The following is a 17,358-nucleotide window of genomic DNA, read 5'->3' as shown; positions in this document are numbered from 1 at the left end:
GACGAGCGAATGGGGCCTGGCGTGCAGGGTTCGGAGAGGTCTGTCGTCACCATCGGCGTGTACGACGGGGTCCACCGCGGGCACCAGCGGGTGGTCGAGCGCGCTGTGGCCGTCGCCCGTGAGCGGGGGCTGCGCAGCGTGGCCGTGACGTTCGAGCCGCATCCCGACGAGGTGGTGCGGCCCGGGTCGCATCCGTACCGGCTGGGCAGCGCGCGGCGCAGGAGCGAGCTGCTGGCGGGGCTCGGGGTGGACGAGGTCGACGTGGTGGAGTTCACGCTGGGGCTGTCGCGTACGACGCCCGAGGAGTTCGCGCACGGCGTGCTGGCCGAGCGGTTGCGGGCGGCGGTCGTGGTGGTGGGGGAGGACTTCGCGTTCGGCCAGGGCGCCAAGGGCGATGTCGAGACCTTGCGGACGCTGGGCGAGATGTACGGCTTCGAGGTGGAGGCCGTGCCCCTGCTCGACGGCGTCTCCTCGACCCTGATCCGGGAGCTGCTGGCCGAGGGCGACGCGGCGCGGGCCGGGGAACTGCTCGGCCGGCCGCACCGGGTGGAGGGCGTGGTCGTGCGCGGCTACCAGCGGGGGCGTCAGCTCGGCTTCCCCACCGCGAACGTCGAGACGCCGCAGTACACCGCGATCCCGGCGGACGGGGTCTACGCGGGGTGGCTGGAGTGCGTGCCGGTGGCCAACCTGCCCGTGGTGTACGCGGGGGAGCGGTGGCCGGCGGCGATCTCGGTCGGCACGAACCCGACGTTCGAGGGGGTGCCGCGCACGGTGGAGGCGTACGCGCTGGACCGCGATGACCTGGAGCTGTACGGGGTGCACGTGGCGGTGGAGTTCGCGGCGCGGCTGCGCGGCAACACGCGCTTCGACTCGATCGAGGCGCTCATCGCGCAGATCCACGCCGACGTGGACGCGACCCGCCGCCTCACGAGCTGAGAGCCTCCTGCCGGCGGAGCCCCTCCAGCAGCGTCGACAGCGCGGCCAGCGTGTCGGGCAGGTCGGCCGGGCCTGCGGACTGGGCCAGCCACAGGGCGGCCTCGTTCATCGCGCCCGACAGCAGCCGGGTCAGCGGCGCCACCGGTTGCGGAGGGATCACGCCGCCGTCCACCAGCTCCGCCAGCGCCTCCGCCAGGTGGGAGGCCGACGTGGCCTCGTCGATGGCGCGCCACTCGGCCCAGCCCAGCACCGCCGGGCCGTCGATCAGCATGACGCGCTGCGCCTCGGGCCCGGCGCTCGCCTCGACGAACGCGGCGCAGCCCGCCTTGAGCCGCTCCCACGGATCGCCGGCCGCCTCCGCCGCGGCCACCACCCGCGCCGCGACCTCCTGCTGCACCTCCTCCAGCACCGCGCGGAACAGCGCCGTCTTGCCGCCCTCGAAGTGGTGGTAGAGGGCCCCCTTGGTCACCCCGGACTCGCGCACGATCTCCGCCAGGCCCACCGCGGCGTAACCCCTGGACGCGAACAGCCGCCTGCTCGTCGCCACGAGCGTCTGCCTGGTGCGTTCCTTCTGCTCGGCCCTGTTCACCCGCGCCCCCCTTTGACATACCGATGGTAGGCGAACTAGCGTACCTTCGCATACCGTTGGTATGCGAAAAGGAGAACGCATGCGGCTCAGCAGCTTCTATCCGGTGATCTGCACCGCCAAGGTCGCCGAGTCCAGGGACTTCTACGTGCGGCTGTTCGGCTTCGAGGTGACGTTCGAGGCCGACTGGTACGTGAGTCTGCGCCGCGGCCCCCACGAGCTGGCCCTGCTCGACCACGCCCACCCCACCCTGCCCGCCGCCTACCGAAGGCCGGTCACGGGCCTGCTGCTCAACTTCGAGGTGGACGACGTGGACGCGGAATGGGGCAGACTGGTGGAGCGGGAGGGGCTGAATCCCGAGCTGGCCCTGCGTGACGAGGCCTTCGGGCAGCGCCACTTCATCGTCGCCGACCCCAACGGCGTGCTGGTGGACGTCATCACGCCCATCGCGCCGTCCGGCGAGTTCGCGGGCGCGTACGTGTCCACGTGAGTCCGCGCATTGGACATGAGGTGGTAACCTTGCATGTCGGCTCTGTAGCGGCGGCGCTGCGCGCTGCCCATGACGGCCTTCACGCGGCGACTGTAGGCACGCACGGTCGTTCGCGCTTCCGATCTCATTCGCGCGTGTCCGTAGATTGAAGGAGAGCCGTGTCCCTCGACACCGCTGCCAAGAAGACCATCATCAGTGAGTACGCGACGGCCGAGGGCGACACCGGTTCGCCCGAGGTGCAGATCGCGCTGCTCAGCAAGCGCATCAGCGAGCTCACCGAGCACCTGAAGACGCACAAGCACGACCACCACAGCCGTCGTGGTCTGCTGCTGCTCGTCGGTCGCCGGCGCCGCCTGCTGAAGTACCTGCAGAAGGTCGACATCCAGCGCTACCGTTCGCTCATCGAGCGGCTCGGCCTGCGCCGATAACATGAAAGGGAGCGGCGTCCGCGCCGCTCCCTTCTCATATGGGGTAGGACCCCATACGGTCGGACGCGTGGCGGCGTGAATCGCCCCCGCGCCTGACGTACAACTGAAGATCCGAGACACACAGCCCCCGCGTCCGCTCAGCACCATGCGACCCGCGACGCCTGCGGGCCGGTCCTCGGTAGTGGCTTCCGGTAAGACACGCACTTGACCGGGCGCTTCGATCGAAGACCGGCGCTGCACCTAACGAGGGTGCCGGTGAGAAAAGGGCGCGGGAGACCGACCACAAGGAGGTCCCCCGTGGAGGGTGTCCACACTGCTGAAGCCGTCATAGACAACGGCTCATTCGGCACGCGCACGATCCGGTTCGAGACCGGTCGTCTCGCGCGCCAGGCGGCGGGCTCCGCCGTCGCCTATCTCGACAACGACACGATGGTGCTCTCGGCCACCACGGCCTCGAAGTCGCCGAAGGAACAGTTCGACTTCTTCCCGCTGACGGTGGACGTCGAGGAGCGCATGTACGCCGCGGGCCGCATCCCCGGCTCGTTCTTCCGTCGCGAGGGCCGTCCCTCCGAGGACGCCATCCTCACCTGCCGCCTGATCGACCGGCCGCTGCGCCCGTCGTTCGTCAAGGGCCTGCGCAACGAGGTCCAGGTCGTCGCCACGGTCATGGCGCTCAACCCCGACCACCTCTACGACGTGGTGGCCATCAACGCCGCGTCGCTGTCCACCCAGCTTGCCGGCCTGCCCTTCTCCGGGCCGATCGGCGGCGTGCGGGTGGCGCTGATCGACGGCCAGTGGGTCGCCTTCCCGACGCACCCCGAGCTGGAGCGGGCCACGTTCGACATGGTCGTGGCGGGCCGCGTGCTCGACGACGGCGATGTCGCGATCATGATGGTCGAGGCCGAGTCCACCAAGGACACGCTGAAGCTGGTCGCCGAGGGCGCCGTCGCGCCGACCGAGGAGACGGTCGCGCAGGGCCTGGACGCCGCCAAGCCGTTCATCAAGGTGCTGTGCGAGGCGCAGTCGCGCATCGCGCGGGTCGCGGCCAAGGAGACGGCCGAGTACCCGGTCTTCCTGGAGTACCAGGACGACGTCTACGCCGCCGTCGAGGCCGCGATCAAGACCGAGCTGGCCGCCGCGCTGACCATCGCCGGCAAGCAGGAGCGCGAGAACGAGCTGGAGAAGGTCAAGGCGCTGGCCGCCGAGAAGCTCCTGCCCGAGTTCGAGGGGCGCGAGAAGGAGATCTCCGCCGCGTTCCGCTCGGTCATGAAGAAGCTCATGCGCGAGCGGGTCATCAACGAGGGCATCCGCATCGACGGCCGCGGCACCAAGGACATCCGCGCCCTGTCGGCCGAGGTGCACGTGGTGCCCCGGGTGCACGGCTCGGCGCTGTTCGAGCGCGGCGAGACCCAGATCATGGGCATCACGACGCTGAACATGCTGCGCATGGAGCAGGTCATCGACACGCTCAACCCCGAGCGCACCAAGCGCTACATGCACAACTACAACTTCCCGCCCTACTCCACCGGTGAGACCGGCCGGGTGGGCTCGCCCAAGCGCCGCGAGATCGGTCACGGCGCGCTGGCCGAGCGGGCGCTGATCCCGGTGCTGCCCACGCGCGAGGAGTTCCCGTACGCGATCCGGCAGGTCTCCGAGGCCCTCGGCTCCAACGGCTCCACCTCGATGGGCTCGGTCTGCGCCTCCACGATGGCGCTGCTCGACGCCGGTGTGCCGCTCAAGGAGATGGTCGCGGGCATCGCGATGGGCCTGATCGGCGAGGGCGACTCCTACGTCACCCTGACCGACATCCTCGGCGCCGAGGACGCCATGGGCGACATGGACTTCAAGGTCGCCGGCACCAAGGACGTCATCACCGCCCTGCAGCTCGACACCAAGCTCGACGGCATCCCGGCCAGCGTGCTGGCCGGCGCGCTCAAGCAGGCCAAGGGCGCCCGCCTGGCGATCCTCGACGTGATGCAGGAGGCCATCGACTCCCCGGCGGAGATGAACCCGACGGCGCCGCGCATCATCACCATCAAGGTCCCGGTCGACAAGATCGGCGAGGTCATCGGCCCGAAGGGCAAGATGATCAACCAGATCCAGGACGACACGGGCGCCGAGATCACCATCGAGGACGACGGCACGATCTACATCGGCGCCACCGACGGGCCCTCCGCCGAGGCCGCCCGCTCGGCGATCAACGCCATCGCCAACCCGCACATGCCGGAGGTCGGCGAGCGTTACCTGGGCACGGTCGTCAAGATCGCGGCCTTCGGCGCGTTCATCTCGCTCATGCCCGGCAAGGACGGCCTGCTGCACGTCTCCCAGATCCGCAAGCTGCACGGCGGCAAGCGGATCGAGAACGTCGAGGACGTCATGAGCGTCGGCGAGAAGGTCCAGGTCGAGATCGCCGAGATCGACGGCCGCGGCAAGCTCTCGCTGGTGCCCGTCGAGGTCATCGAGAAGGAGGCCGCCGAGAAGGCCGCCGCGGGTGACGCGGCTCCGGCCGACGCGCCCGAGCAGCCCGAGTCCGCCGCCCCCGCCGGCGAGGACAAGTCGGAGCGGCCCCGCCGCACCCGCACCCGCGTGCGCACCCGCGGCTCCTCCGAGGGAGACGACCGGAACTCGTGACGACGACCACGCTGCACCCCGGCAAGGACGGAGCCGGGGTGGTAAGGCGCACCGTCCTCCCGGGTGGGCTGCGCGTGGTGACCGAGACCATGCCGACCGTGCGGAGCGTCGCGGTCGGCATGTGGGTCGGCATCGGCTCGCGTGACGAGGCCCCCGAGCACATGGGGGCCACCCATTTCCTCGAACACCTGCTGTTCAAGGGCACGCCCACGCGGGACGCGATGGAGATCTCGGCCTCGATCGAGGGCATCGGCGGTGAGATCAACGCCTTCACCGCCAAGGAGTACACCTGCTACTACGCGCGGGTCCTCGACGAGGACCTGCGGGTCGCGGTCGACGTGCTCGCCGACGTCGTGACCAGCTCGCTGGTGACCGAGGACGACGTCGAGTCCGAGCGGGGCGTGATCCTCGAAGAGATCGCCATGCACGACGACGACCCGTCCGACGTGGTGCACGAGCAGTTCGCGGCCGCGCTCTACGGCGACTCGCCGATCGGGCGGCCCATCCTCGGGACGGTCGATTCGATCAACGCCCTCGGGCAGGAGCGGATCGCCGAGTACTACCACCGGTACTACCGGCCCCGGGCCACGGTCGTGTCCGTCGCGGGCAACGTCCGGCACGAGGAGGTCGTCGAGCTGGTGACCAGGGCGTACGAGCGGGCGGGCGCGCTGAGCGGCCCCGCCGAGTTCGCGCCTCCGCGCACCAGCGGCCCCGGCGCCGAGACGCGCTCCGGCGTCGCGGTGCTCGACCGGCCCACCGAGCAGGCCAACCTGGTGCTCGGCACGACCGGCCTGGCCCGCACCGACGATCGCAGGTTCGCGCTCGGCGTGCTCAACGCGGCGCTGGGCGGCGGCATGTCGTCCAGGCTCTTCCAGGAGATCAGGGAGAAGCGAGGCCTGGCCTACTCGGCCTACAGCTACACCTCGGCCTACGCCGACACCGGGCAGTTCGGCATCTACGTGGGCTGCCTGCCGTCGAAGATCGACGACGTGCTCAAGATCTGCCGGGACGAGGTGTCCAGGGTGGTGGCCGAGGGCCTGAGCGCCGACGAGATCATGCGGGGCAAGGGCCAGATGCGGGGCGGGCTCGTGCTCGGCCTGGAGGACACCGGCTCGCGCATGTCCCGCATCGGCAAGAACGAGCTGGTCTACGACGAGCTCATGTCGGTGGACGAGGTGCTGGCGCGCATCGAGTCCGTCACCCCCGACGAGATCTCCGAGGTCGCGCGCGACGTGCTCAACCGGCCGCTCACGCTGGCCGTGATCGGGCCGTACGGCGACAAGGACTTCGGCGACGCCATCCGCTGAGTCGTGCCGCCGCCCGAGCTCGCCGGGGCGGCGGCACGATAGGCTCAGCCTGTGATCAGGGTAGGTGTGCTCGGCGCCCAGGGGCGCGTGGGCGTCGAGGTGTGCAAGGCGGTCGAGGCGGCCGGCGACATGGAGCTGGTGGCCGCGCTCGACAAGGACGACCCCGTCGAGGGCCTGGAAGGCGCCGAGGTGGTGGTCGACTTCACCCATCCCGACGTGGTCATGGGCAACCTCGAGTGGGCCATCGGCCACGGCATCCACCCCGTCGTCGGCACGACCGGGTTCGACGAGGGGCGCCTGGCGGCCGTACGCGGGTGGCTGGCGGCCAAGCCCGGCACCAACTGCCTGATCGCCCCCAACTTCGGCATCGCCGCCGTGCTCATGATGCACTTCGCGCAGCAGGCGGCCCGCTACTTCGAGTCAGCCGAGATCGTGGAGCTGCACCACCCCAACAAGGCCGACGCGCCGTCCGGCACCGCCCGGCGCACGGCCGAGCTCGTGTCCGAGGCTCGCGCCAAGGCAGGGCTCGGCGCCATGCCCGACGCGACCAGCACCGCGCTCGACGGCGCCCGCGGGGCCGACGTCGGCGGCGTGCACGTGCACGCGGTGCGCCTGTCCGGGCTGATCGCGCACCAGGAGGTGCTGCTCGGCGGTGACGGCGAGATCCTCACGATCCGGCACGACACGATGAGCAGGGCGGCGTTCACCCCGGGCGTGCTGCTCGGCGTGCGCAGGGTGCGCGAGCTGCCCGGTCTCACGATCGGCCTCGAGCCGCTGCTCGACCTCTGATCCGCACACGACGTGCCCACACCCGTCCTGGGCATGGGCACGTCGTGAGGAGGGGGCCCCGGCTCCGCACAGCCGGGCCTACGATCATCAACCCTAATAACGGGAGGCGGGATCCGCCCCGCACATGAGATCGTGTCGCCATGGTGCGCTGGGCTGAGAAGAGCGAGCTGCCGGGGCTGGTCGCCGTCGAGTTGGCCGCCGATGCTCTGTTCGAGCAGGTGGGCATCGTCTTCCCGCCCGGCACCACGCAGATCGAAGAGGTGCACGACCCCGGCGCGGTGCTGGTCGAGGGGGAGCCGCCGGTCGGCTTCGCGCTGGTCGGCCGGGTTGACGGCAACCTGCACCTGGAGCAGCTCGCCGTGCGGCCCGATCACATGCGGCAGGGGATCGGCGGGCGGCTGATGGCCGCCGTGCTCGACCACGCCGCCGCTGCCGGGGCTCCCGCCGTGACGCTGACGACCTTCCGTGACGTGCCCTGGAACGCGCCGTGGTACGAGCGGCACGGCTTCTCGGTGATGGCCGGGGAGCGGTGGGGGCCGGAGCTGCGGGCGCTCGTGCGGCAGGAGCGCGACCTGGGGATCGAGGTCGCGCCGCGCGTCGTCATGCACCGCCCCTCCGCCTGAGGGCCCCGCTATTTCCCCTTCGACCGGTGGGTTTGACCGGTGACGCAACCAGCGAATACTCTCATGTGCCAGTTGGATTACACCGGTAGACACTGCAGCTAGGCGGGTTGCCGGTCGGTGCGTGAAAGTAGGATCCCCGGTGGCCGAACTGCCCCTCTCCCGGCGTTCTCTCCTGCGGGCCGCCGCGCTCGTCGCGGCGCTCCCGGCGCTGGCGACCGCCTGCGGCTCCGACGACCCCGCCGCGCCGCCCGCCGGTGACGGCTCCCTGGACACGCTGCGGGTCGCCCTGCCGTCGTCCATCGGCTCGCTCGACGCGGCCAAGGAGGCGGGCATCATGAACTACGTCGTCGCCCTCCTCGTCCAGGAGGCCCTGGTCGGAGTCGGCCAGGACGGCAGCCTCCAGCCGTCCCTGGCCGAGTCGTGGGCCAGGAAGGACGCGACCACGTACGTCTACAAGCTCCGCTCCGGCGTGACCTTCGCCGACGGCGCCCCGCTGACCGCCGCCGACGTCGTCGCCAGCCTGAACCTGCACGCCAGGAAGGGCTCCACCACCGCGTTCGCCTACGCCTACGCCAACGTGGACCGGATCGAGGCCACCGGCGACGCCGAGGTGACGATCACGCTCAAGGAGCCCGACGCGTCGTTCGCCTGGACGCCCTCGCCCGGCACGCTGCTGGTCACGAGCGCGAAGTTCATCGAGGCCACCGGCGAGCGCATCGGCACGCCGGAGGGCGGGCTGCTGGGGACGGGGCCGTACAAGGTGGCCGAGTTCGCCCCCGACTCGCACGTCACGCTGGAGCGCAACGACACCTGGTGGGGCGGCAAGGCGCCGTTCAGGCAGATCAGGATCGACTTCATCCCCGAGGAGTCGACCCGGCTGCTGGCCATGCGCGGCGACTCCGTGGACGTCGCGCTGAACGTGCCCGCCGAGCAGATCGACCAGTGGAAGTCCATCCCCGGCGTGCAGCTCATGACCGCGGGCGACCGGTCGCTGGTCACGCTCGCGTTCAACACGGCCAAGAAGCCGTGGGACGACGTCCACGTGCGCAGGGCCGTCGCGCACGCCGTGGACCGGGACGGCATCGTCAAGAGCGTCCTGCGCGGGCACGGCAAGGTGGCCGCCACCATCCCCGACCCGGCGCAGTGGGGCGGCGTCCTCGACTCCGCCGCGGTCACCGACCTGTACTCGACCATCCCCCAGTACGGCTTCGACCTGGCCGAGGCCAAGGCCGAGCTCGCCCGCTCGGCCACGCCGCAGGGCTTCTCCGACGTGCTGACCTACCCCGGCAGCGGCCCCCAGCTCGGCCGCGCCGCCCTCACGCTGGCCGAGAACCTCAAGGGCATCGGCATCACCCTGGAGGTCAAGGAGGTCCCGCTGGAGCAGTGGATCGCCGACCTGGGCAAGCACGAGTCCGGCATCTACCTGGGCTGGTACTTCGCCACCACCGGCGACCCCGCCGAGTACGCCCAGCAGCTCCTGCACGGCGGCGCCACCGGCGCGAACGGCACCAACATCGCCGAGTACGACAACGCCGAGGTCACCGGCCTGCTCGACCGGGCCAAGGCGAGCACCGACGACGCCGCCAGGGGCGAGCTGCTGGGCCAGGCCCTGGTCAGGGCCGCGGCCGACGTGCCGTACCAGCCGCTGTGGTGGGGCGAGGCGGCCACCGCGTTCGGCAAGGCCGTCACGGCCGGCGGCTTCGGGCCCTACTTCTTCGTCGGCCCGTGGGCCTCGAAGCTGGCCGCCCGCTGATGAGCGATCCTCTGGAGGTGCACGCCGCGCTGGCCGGCCTGCGCTACCCCGAGTCCGTCGCGCTGCACCCGGACGGCGGGCGCGTCGCCTGCGTGATCGACGGCGTGGCGCACGTGGCCGGCCTGGACGGCACGCTGACACCGCTGCCGGGCGGCGAGCACGCCCTGACCCGGTGGCTGCCCGACGGCCGCCTGCTGCTCGCGTCCGGATCGCACACCCTGCGGGTCCTGGACGCCGGGCTGCGGCCGCTGTGGCAGGCCGAGGTGGCCGGCGAGATCGAGGACCTCGTGCCGGACGCCGACGGCACGGTGCTCGTCCGCCACGCCGACCCCGGCAGCGAGCGCGACGGCAGCCACCTCGGCCTGCGCGTGCACGACCCGAGCGACCCCTTCGTCAGGACCCCTGGCGGCCGCCTGCGCCGCCTGTCCTGGCTGAGGATCGGCGACGACCGGCCGCGCGAGATCGTGCTGCCCGGCCTGACCGCCTGGGACGCCGATTGGCGCGACGGCCGCGCGCTCGCCGTCACCTCCTCCGACGAGACCCCCGCCGGTTACTACCGCCCACGGCTCGACCTCGCCGACGCTCGCACCGGCGAGGTCAGAACGCTCCACCACACCCCCTGGCAGCTCAGCCGTCCCAGACTGGCGCCGGGCGGCCGGGCCGCGGTCGTGGTCGAGGGCCTGTCGATCGTCTCGGGCCGCGTCATGCACGCCGACCTGGAGACGGGCGACGTCCGCCCGATCCCCGACCTCGACGACGTCACCGACCTCGGCTGGCTGGACGAGCGCACCCTGTGGTTCACCGGCTGGTCGGGCACCGGGGTGCACGGCGGCGTGATCGAGGACGGCCGCGTGACGAGCCGGTGGACCGCCTGGGGCACGCTGGGCGGGCGCGGCGGCCAGCCCTCGCTCTCCGTCGCGGGACGGCTGGCCGCCGCCACGTGGGAGACGGCCGAGCGCCCGCCCGAGATCGCCGTGGCCTCGCTGGAAGGCGGGGACTGGCGCCAGATCACCGCGCTCAACACCGACCTGGCGCCGCTGGCCGTGCACCAGGAGGAGATCACCTGGTCGGGCCACGACGGACTGCCCGTCTCCGGCCTCCTCCTGCGCGCCGGCCCGGCCCGCAGGGGGCCGCTGGTCGTGATCGCGCACGGCGGCCCCACCTGGCTGTGGTCCAGCGCGTTCGCGCCCGCCGAGTCCAACCAGCTCGCCCTGCCGCTCGCGCACGCAGGCGCCACCGTGCTGCTGCCCAACCCGCGCGGCAGCAGCGGCCGGGGGCAGGCGTACGCGCGGGCCGTCATCGGGATGGTCGGCGACGCCGACCTCACGGACCTGCTCAGGGGAGTGGACCACCTGGTCGCGACCGGCGTGGCCGACCCGGAACAGCTGTCGATCATGGGGCTGAGCTACGGCGGCTACCTGTCCGCCTGGGCCGTCACCCGCACCGGCCGCTTCCGCGCCGCCGCCGTCCTGTCGGGCGTGAGCGACTGGCTCAGCTTCGCCACCGCCAGCAACCTGGCAGGCGGCTTCGACCCGCTCTACCACGCGGGCGCCGACCCGGCGACGCCCGAGGGCAGGGAGAGCCTGGCCGCCCGCTCGCCGGTCTACCACGCCGCCGGGGTCACCACCGCGACGCTCATCGTGCACGGCGACCAGGACAGGACCACCCCGCTCGGCCAGGCCGAGCAGCTCTACCGGGCGTGGTCGGCCGCGGGCGTACGCACTGAGCTGGTCGTTTACCCTCGTGAGGGGCACGAGCTGGTCGAGCCCGCACACCGGGCCGACGCCGCACGGCGGGTGATCAGCTGGCTGGGGGTGACGTGAGGTTCCTGCTGCGCCGGCTCGCGGGCACCGCCGTCGTCGTGCTGCTGCTGTCGATCGGCGTCTTCTGCCTGCTGTACGTGGCTCCGGGATCCATCCAGCAGACCCTGCTGGGCACCCGCCCCGCCACCCCCGACACCATCGCCGCCATCCAGGCCCGCTACCACCTCAACGACCCCGTCGCTGTGCAGTACCTGCGCTGGCTCGGCGGCGTGCTCGGCGGCGACCTGGGCACCTCGATCAGGACGGGCGCCCCCGTCGCGGACATGCTGGGCCAGCGGCTGCCGCTCACGCTGGGACTGGTCGGCTACGGCACGCTGCTGGCGGCGCTGGCCGGCCTGCCGCTCGGCGTGCTCGGCGCGCTGCGGCGCGGCCGGATCGCCGACCGGCTGGTGGTCACCGCGGGGGTCGTGGGGCTGAGCGCGCCGCCGTTCGCGGTCGGGCTGCTGCTGCTCGTGGTCTTCGCGCTCTGGCTCGGGTGGTTCCCCGTCTACGGCACCGGCGGGCTGTGGCACCTCACGCTGCCCGCCGCCGCGCTGGCGGCCGGGGCGGTGGGCATGCTCGTCAGGTACAGCAGGGCCGCGCTGGTGCGGGAGCTGGAGCAGGACTACGTCGTCTTCGCCCACGCCCGGGGGCTCAGCGGGCCGCTCGTGCTGTACTACGCGGCCCGCAACTCGCTGGTGCCCGTGCTCACCGCGACCGGGCTGGTCGTGACCGGGATGCTGGCGGGGACCGTGCTGGTGGAGGTCACGTTCGCGCTGCCGGGGATGGGGTCGCTGCTGGTGGACTCGGTGACCTTCAAGGACGTGCCCGTCGTGCAGGCGCTCGCGCTGCTCCTCACGCTGCTCATCGCCGCCGTCAACCTGCTGGTGGACGTCGGCTACTCGCTCGCCGACCCCAGGGTGCGGCTGTGAGGCGGCCACCGTACGTCGCGCTGGCCGTGCTCGCGGTCGTCGGCGTGGCAGCGGCGTTCTCGCCCTGGATCGTGCCCGGCGCCACCGCGCAGGACCTCATGACCGGCATCACCGGGCCAGGCCCGGGACACCCCCTGGGCACCGACGACCTGGGCCGCGACGTGCTGGAACTGCTGGTCGCCGGGGCACGCACGGCCGTGCCCGGCGCGCTCGCCGTGGCCGCCGGGTCGATGCTGATCGGGAACCTGATCGGGCTGGCCGCCGGCTACTTCGGCGGCTGGGCGGACACCCTGGCCATGCGCTGGGCCGACCTGATGTTCTCCCTGCCCGCGCTGCTGGTCGCGATCGTCGTGGCGGGCGTGCTCGGCGGCGGCTACGCGCTGGCCATCGCCGTGCTGGTGGTGCTGTTCGCGCCGACGGACACGCGGGCCGTGCGCGGTGCCGTGCTGGAGCAGCGCCACCGCCCCTACGTGGAAGCGGCCCTGCTCAAGAACCTCTCCTCCTGGCGGATCATGACCAGGCACATCTGGCCCAACGTCGCCTCCGTCAGCCTGGCGCAGGCGTTCGTGAACTTCGCGTACGCGCTGGTCTCCCTGGCCTCGCTGTCGTTCCTCGGCCTCGGCGTGCCCGCCGGGTCGCCGGACTGGGGGCGGACGCTGGCCGACAACCGCACGCAACTGCTGGCCAACCCGTGGGCCGTCATCGCCCCCGGCCTGGCCGTCATCGCCACCGCGGTCGCGCTCAACGTCGTGGGCGACTGGCTGCACGAGCGCGTCGAGCGGCGCGGAAGGGCACGCTGACATGCTGAGCGCGAACGGCCTGACCGTCCGGCAGCCCGCCACCGGGCGCACCCTGCTGTCCGGAGTGTCCTTCGAGGCCGCGCCGGGGGAGTCGGTGGCCATCGTGGGCGAGTCGGGCTCCGGCAAGTCGCTGACCGTGCGGGCGCTGCTCGGGCTGCTGCCGGCCGGGCTGGAGTCGTCCGGCGAGGTGCGCATCGACGGCCACCGCGTGGACGGCGACCCGCGGACGCTGCGCCGGCTGCGCGGCGGCACCGTGTCCCTGCTCATGCAGGACCCGTTCACGCTGCTCAACCCGCTGCGCAAGGCGGGCAGGCAGATCGCCGACGGCCTGCCCGCCGGCGCGGGCCGCGAGGCCGAGGTGACCAGGCTGCTCGCCGAGGTGGGGCTCGGGGCCGAGGTGGCGGGGCGGTACCCGTTCCAGCTCTCGGGCGGGATGCGGCAGCGCGTCGGGCTCGCGGCGGCGCTCGCGGCCGGGCCCCGGGTCCTCGTGGCCGACGAGCCGACCACCGCGCTGGACGCCACCACCCAGCGGGAGGTGCTGGCGCTCATCCGGCGCGTCCAGCGGGCGCGGGACATGACGTTCCTGCTGATCACGCACGATCTGCGGGTGGCGTTCTCGATGTGCGACCGGGTCGTCGTCATGTACGCGGGGCGCGTCGTGGAGGTCGGCACGGCGGCGGAGCTGCGCGCCGAGCCGCGGCACCCCTACACGCGGGCGCTGCTGGCCGCCGAGCCGCCCGCCGACCGGCGGCTGGCGGTGCTGCCCTCGGTGCCCGGCTCCGTGCCGGCGCACGACGCGGTGGCGGGACGGTGCGGCTTCGCCGACCGGTGCGCCCACGCCGCCGACGACTGCCGCACCGCCACCCCCGAGCTGCGGCCGGCCTCTGCCGCGGACCCCGGACCGTTTCCCGGTGGCGCGGGCTCCGGGCGGCTGACCGCCTGCGTGCGAGCCGGCGAGCTGCCCGCCTCGCCCCCGCCCCCACCGGCCGTCGCCGCCCCCGTCCGGGCACCTGCCGGCGCGGTCCTGGAGGTGCGGGAGCTGCGCAAGACGTACCGGGGGACCACCGGGCCGGCCCTCGACGGGATCGGCCTGACCGTCGCCCCCGGCGAGATCGTGGCCGTCGTCGGTGAGTCGGGATCCGGCAAGACCACGCTGGCCCGCTGCGTGACCGGCCTGGAACGGCCGGACTCCGGCACGATCCTGCTCGGCGGCGAGGACTGCTCCGACTACACCCGCATGTCCCGCCACGCGGTCCGCCGCGCCCGCCGTACAGTCCAGATGATCTTCCAGGACCCGTACTCGACCCTCAACCCCGCCCGCACCGTGCGCGCCACCCTCAAGGAGGCCCTGGAGGCCGACGGCCGCCCGCCGGACGTGGCGGGGCTGATGGAGCTGGTGGGCCTCGACCCAGCGCTGGCCGGGATGCGCCCCGCCGGCCTGTCGGGCGGCGAGCGGCAGCGGGTCGCCATCGCCCGCGCCGTGGCGGGCGAGCCCCGGCTGCTGGTCTGCGACGAGCCCGTGTCGGCGCTGGACGTCTCGGTGCAGGCCCAGGTGCTGACCCTGCTCGCCGGGCTGCGCGAGCGGCTGTCGATGGGCCTGCTGTTCATCACCCACGACCTGGCCGTGGTCCGGCAGCTCGCCGACCGGCTCTACGTGCTGCGGGCCGGGGAGTGCGTGGAGAGCGGTGAGGTGGCGCGCGTGCTCGACGACCCGTCGCACGCCTACACGCGCGAGCTGCTCGCCAGCGTGCCCGACGGCTCCCGGGCCTGGCCCTAGTCCTCGGAGAAGGAGATCAGGGTCAGCACCCGGCAGCCCGTCTCGCCGGTGACGTAGACGTGGTCCAGCTCGGCCGCGAACCGCACCGCGTCGCCCGCGCGCAGCGGCACCGCCCACGCCTCGGTCTCCACGCTCACCTCGCCCGCCACGACGTACGCGTGCTCGATCGAGCCCCGCCCGTGCGCGCTCTTGGCGCTGCGCGTCAGCGGCGGCAGGTCGCCCTCGGCCAGCTCGAACCGCCGCCGGTCGGCCGCCGCGAACAGGCTGCGCACCGTCGTGTCGCCGACCATCTCGGTGACGCCCTCGCCCCGCCTGACCACCTCGGGCTCCAGCAGGTGGGTCCTGGTCAGCTCGGCGAACGTGAGCTCCAGCGCGCCCGCCAGCCTGGTCAGCACCTCGATCGTCGGGTTGGCCACGCCGCGCTCGATCTGCGAGATGAGCGCCTTGCTCAGCCCGGTCAGCTCGGCCAGCTCCCGCACGCTGTGGCCGCGCGCCAGCCTGGTGCGCCGCAGGTTGCCGGCGATCGCGCCCCTGACCCCCGCGGCCGGCCCCGGGGTCACCGCCAGGACGGAGCTCTTGTCGTGCCGCACGTGGTCAGGTTCCTTCCTCGGGTCGCTTCCTCCATGATGCCCGGTACGGCCCTCACCAGGGCCGCCCATGCCGTCAGACGCGACAGCGCGGGCCAGGCCCGCAGCGGCGTCCTGAGCCGGGCACAGGGGCCATTATGTCCTGCGGCTGGAGGTGCGCTGCGGCGGTTCCTCGAAGCGGGGGCGCTGGGGCGGCTGGCCGCTGACCTTCTCCACGATCGAGGCCGCGAGCTGGTGCACCTTGACGTTCCTGTCCTGGGAGACCTGCCGCAGGATCTCGAACGCCTCCCGCGCCGTGCACCGCCGCTGCGCCATGACGATGCCGAGCGCCTGATCGATGATCGCGCGAGTGGAGAGCGCCTCCTTGAGCTGCGCCGCGACCTCACGCATGCGGGCCGCGTCCAGCGCCGTACGGAACAGCACGGGTACGTGCGCGGCCGTGACATGTAAGGCCGTCCACGCCTCCACGGGCAGCCCATCGGCGTGCCCGGAGTAGACGGTGAGCACGCCGAGCAGCGCGTCCTCGTACTCCAGCGGCTCGCAGTGCACCCCGCGGACCTCGGGCGCCCCCGCGGCGAAGCGCGGCCAGCGCGAGTCGGCGGCCAGGTCGGAGACGGTCACCGGCTTGGCGGTGTCGATCGCGTCGAGCACCGGGCCCTGCCCGGTGGCCTGCTGCAGCCCGTCGAGCAGTTCGGCGCGCGCGTGCGAGGAGGCGGCGGTGTGGATGTCGTCATCCGCGCACAGGGCGATGCTGACCATCGCGCAGTCGGGCATCGCCTGCCCGGCGATGATGACACAGTCAGTGAGCGCCCGCTCGAACTCCTCGATGTCCGTCGGCAAGCTCGGCCGGTTCACCACGATCCCTCGCGATCGCTGTTCGGTTGCCTCCAGGCTAGCCGCTCGGCGCCGCCGTCACGAGATGTAGGCGTCGATCTCGGCCAGAAACGCGTCCTTGAGGTGCCTGGGCAGCCAGGTGATCTCGAAGGCGTTGCGCTCCAGCCGGGCCAGCTCCTCGCGGGTGAGCTGGAGCGCCTCCTGCAGGGCGATGAGATTCTCCTGCACGTAGCCGTCGAAGTAGGCCGGGTCGTCGGAGTTGATCGTCACTCGCACGCCCAGGTCCATCAGCTTGCGGATGCCCTCGGCCTTCATCGAGTCGGTGACGAAGCCGTTGGAGATCGGGCAGCACGTCAGCCCCGTGCCGCGCGCCAGCACCACCTCGACCAGCCGCTGGTCCTCCAGGATGTTGACGCCGTGGTCGATCCGGTCGACGCCGATCTCCTCGACGGCCTGCCGGATGTGCTCGATCGCGTCGTCCTGGTCGACGTCGCAGTGCATGGTCAGCAGGTAGCCCTCCTGCCTGGCCCGCTCGTAGACGGCCGCGAACTTGCGCGGCGGGTTGCCCCTCTCGTCGGAGTCGAGCCCGACGCCGGCGATCCACTCCTTGTACGGCAGCGACTCCAGCAGCGTCGCCATCGCGTACTCGGCCTGGAAGTCGCGCAGGAAGCACATGATGAGCTGGGCCCGCACCCCGAGCTGCGCGTGCGCGTCCATCAGCGCCCGCCGCAGCCCCCTGATCACCACGTCGAACGGCACCCCGCGCGACGTGTGCGCCTGCGGGTCGAAGAAGATCTCCGCGTAACGCACGTTCTGCTCGGCGGCCCTGCGCAGGTAGGCCATGGCGAGGTCGTAGAAGTCGGGCTCGGTGCGCAGCACCTTCATGCCCTCGTAGTAGATCGTCAGGAAGGAGGACAGGCTGTCGAAGGTGTAGGCGGCCCGCATCTCCGCCACGCTCGCGTACGGCAGCTCCAGGCCGTTGCGCGCGGCCAGCTCGAACTTGAGCTCGGGCTCCAGCGTGCCCTCGATGTGCAGGTGCAGCTCGCACTTGGGCAGACCGGCGATGAAATCCTTCACCGTCCC

Annotated in this window: 16 protein-coding genes; 12 read left to right on the top strand and 4 right to left on the bottom strand. The window is 72.4% G+C overall.

Features of this window, described 5'->3' with window-relative positions; translation table 11 throughout:
* The first annotated feature begins 9 nt into the window (after positions 1-9).
* On the top strand, positions 10-936 hold the full coding sequence (locus tag HD597_RS39395) for a bifunctional riboflavin kinase/FAD synthetase (protein ID WP_253759656.1): 927 nt from the start codon (positions 10-12) through the stop codon (positions 934-936).
* Here HD597_RS39395 and HD597_RS39390 read toward each other — a convergent pair.
* Positions 926-1,525 carry a TetR/AcrR family transcriptional regulator gene (locus HD597_RS39390; protein ID WP_253749293.1) on the bottom strand — a complete coding sequence of 200 codons (600 nt, stop codon included), beginning with the start codon at positions 1,523-1,525 and terminating at the stop codon, positions 926-928. The genes HD597_RS39395 and HD597_RS39390 overlap by 11 nt on opposite strands.
* A 79-nt stretch (positions 1,526-1,604) precedes the next feature.
* Here HD597_RS39390 and HD597_RS39385 point away from each other — a divergent pair, with 79 nt between their 5' ends.
* From HD597_RS39385 to HD597_RS39335, 11 genes are all read left to right on the top strand, one after another.
* Positions 1,605-2,012: a VOC family protein gene (locus HD597_RS39385; RefSeq protein WP_253749291.1), complete on the top strand. Its 408-nt coding sequence runs from the start codon at positions 1,605-1,607 to the stop codon at positions 2,010-2,012.
* A gap of 158 nt (positions 2,013-2,170) precedes the next feature.
* Positions 2,171-2,440, top strand: coding sequence for a 30S ribosomal protein S15 (gene rpsO, locus HD597_RS39380; RefSeq protein WP_090945762.1), 270 nt, complete (start codon positions 2,171-2,173; stop codon positions 2,438-2,440).
* A 297-nt stretch (positions 2,441-2,737) separates the two neighbouring features.
* Complete coding sequence (locus tag HD597_RS39375) at positions 2,738-5,071, top strand: polyribonucleotide nucleotidyltransferase (RefSeq protein ID WP_253749289.1); 2,334 nt, start codon at positions 2,738-2,740, stop codon at positions 5,069-5,071.
* Positions 5,068-6,378 carry a M16 family metallopeptidase gene (locus HD597_RS39370; protein WP_253749287.1) on the top strand — a complete coding sequence of 437 codons (1,311 nt, stop codon included), beginning with the start codon at positions 5,068-5,070 and terminating at the stop codon, positions 6,376-6,378. The genes HD597_RS39375 and HD597_RS39370 overlap by 4 nt, the downstream gene beginning before the upstream one ends.
* A 51-nt stretch (positions 6,379-6,429) precedes the next feature.
* The gene (dapB, locus tag HD597_RS39365) at positions 6,430-7,167 is read left to right on the top strand and encodes a 4-hydroxy-tetrahydrodipicolinate reductase (protein WP_253749285.1); all 738 of its coding nucleotides are present in this window, start codon (positions 6,430-6,432) and stop codon (positions 7,165-7,167) included.
* A gap of 140 nt (positions 7,168-7,307) precedes the next feature.
* Positions 7,308-7,790 carry a GNAT family N-acetyltransferase gene (locus HD597_RS39360; RefSeq protein WP_253749282.1) on the top strand — a complete coding sequence of 161 codons (483 nt, stop codon included), beginning with the start codon at positions 7,308-7,310 and terminating at the stop codon, positions 7,788-7,790.
* Positions 7,791-7,929: 139 nt separating this feature from the next.
* Positions 7,930-9,543, top strand: a complete 1,614-nt coding sequence (locus HD597_RS39355; protein ID WP_253749280.1) for an ABC transporter substrate-binding protein — start codon at positions 7,930-7,932, stop codon at positions 9,541-9,543.
* Entirely contained in the window at positions 9,543-11,366 is a 1,824-nt protein-coding gene (locus HD597_RS39350; RefSeq protein ID WP_253749267.1) for an alpha/beta hydrolase family protein, read from the top strand. The genes HD597_RS39355 and HD597_RS39350 overlap by 1 nt, the downstream gene beginning before the upstream one ends.
* On the top strand, positions 11,363-12,277 hold the full coding sequence (locus HD597_RS39345) for an ABC transporter permease (protein WP_253749264.1): 915 nt from the start codon (positions 11,363-11,365) through the stop codon (positions 12,275-12,277). Before HD597_RS39350 ends, HD597_RS39345 begins: the two co-directional genes overlap by 4 nt.
* Entirely contained in the window at positions 12,274-13,077 is an 804-nt protein-coding gene (locus tag HD597_RS39340) for an ABC transporter permease (RefSeq protein ID WP_253749262.1), read from the top strand. Before HD597_RS39345 ends, HD597_RS39340 begins: the two co-directional genes overlap by 4 nt.
* 1 nt (position 13,078) lies before the next feature.
* Positions 13,079-14,854, top strand: coding sequence for an ABC transporter ATP-binding protein (locus tag HD597_RS39335; protein ID WP_253749260.1), 1,776 nt, complete (start codon positions 13,079-13,081; stop codon positions 14,852-14,854).
* Here the strand turns inward: HD597_RS39335 and HD597_RS39330 are convergent.
* From HD597_RS39330 to HD597_RS39320, 3 genes are all read right to left on the bottom strand, one after another.
* Entirely contained in the window at positions 14,851-15,444 is a 594-nt protein-coding gene (locus tag HD597_RS39330; protein WP_253749258.1) for a helix-turn-helix domain-containing protein, read from the bottom strand. The genes HD597_RS39335 and HD597_RS39330 overlap by 4 nt on opposite strands.
* 132 nt (positions 15,445-15,576) lie before the next feature.
* Complete coding sequence (locus HD597_RS39325; RefSeq protein ID WP_253749256.1) at positions 15,577-16,296, bottom strand: GAF and ANTAR domain-containing protein; 720 nt, start codon at positions 16,294-16,296, stop codon at positions 15,577-15,579.
* 57 nt (positions 16,297-16,353) lie between these two features.
* Positions 16,354-17,352, bottom strand: coding sequence for an adenosine deaminase (locus tag HD597_RS39320; RefSeq protein WP_253749254.1), 999 nt, complete (start codon positions 17,350-17,352; stop codon positions 16,354-16,356).
* Between the last annotated feature and the right edge of the window lie 6 nt (positions 17,353-17,358).

The sequence above is a fragment of the Nonomuraea thailandensis genome (genome assembly GCF_024172165.1).
In the GTDB taxonomy this organism is placed as follows: domain Bacteria; phylum Actinomycetota; class Actinomycetes; order Streptosporangiales; family Streptosporangiaceae; genus Nonomuraea; species Nonomuraea thailandensis.
The sequence above is the reverse complement of the archived record's forward strand: the minus strand, read 5'-3'. Positions and strand labels throughout refer to the sequence as shown.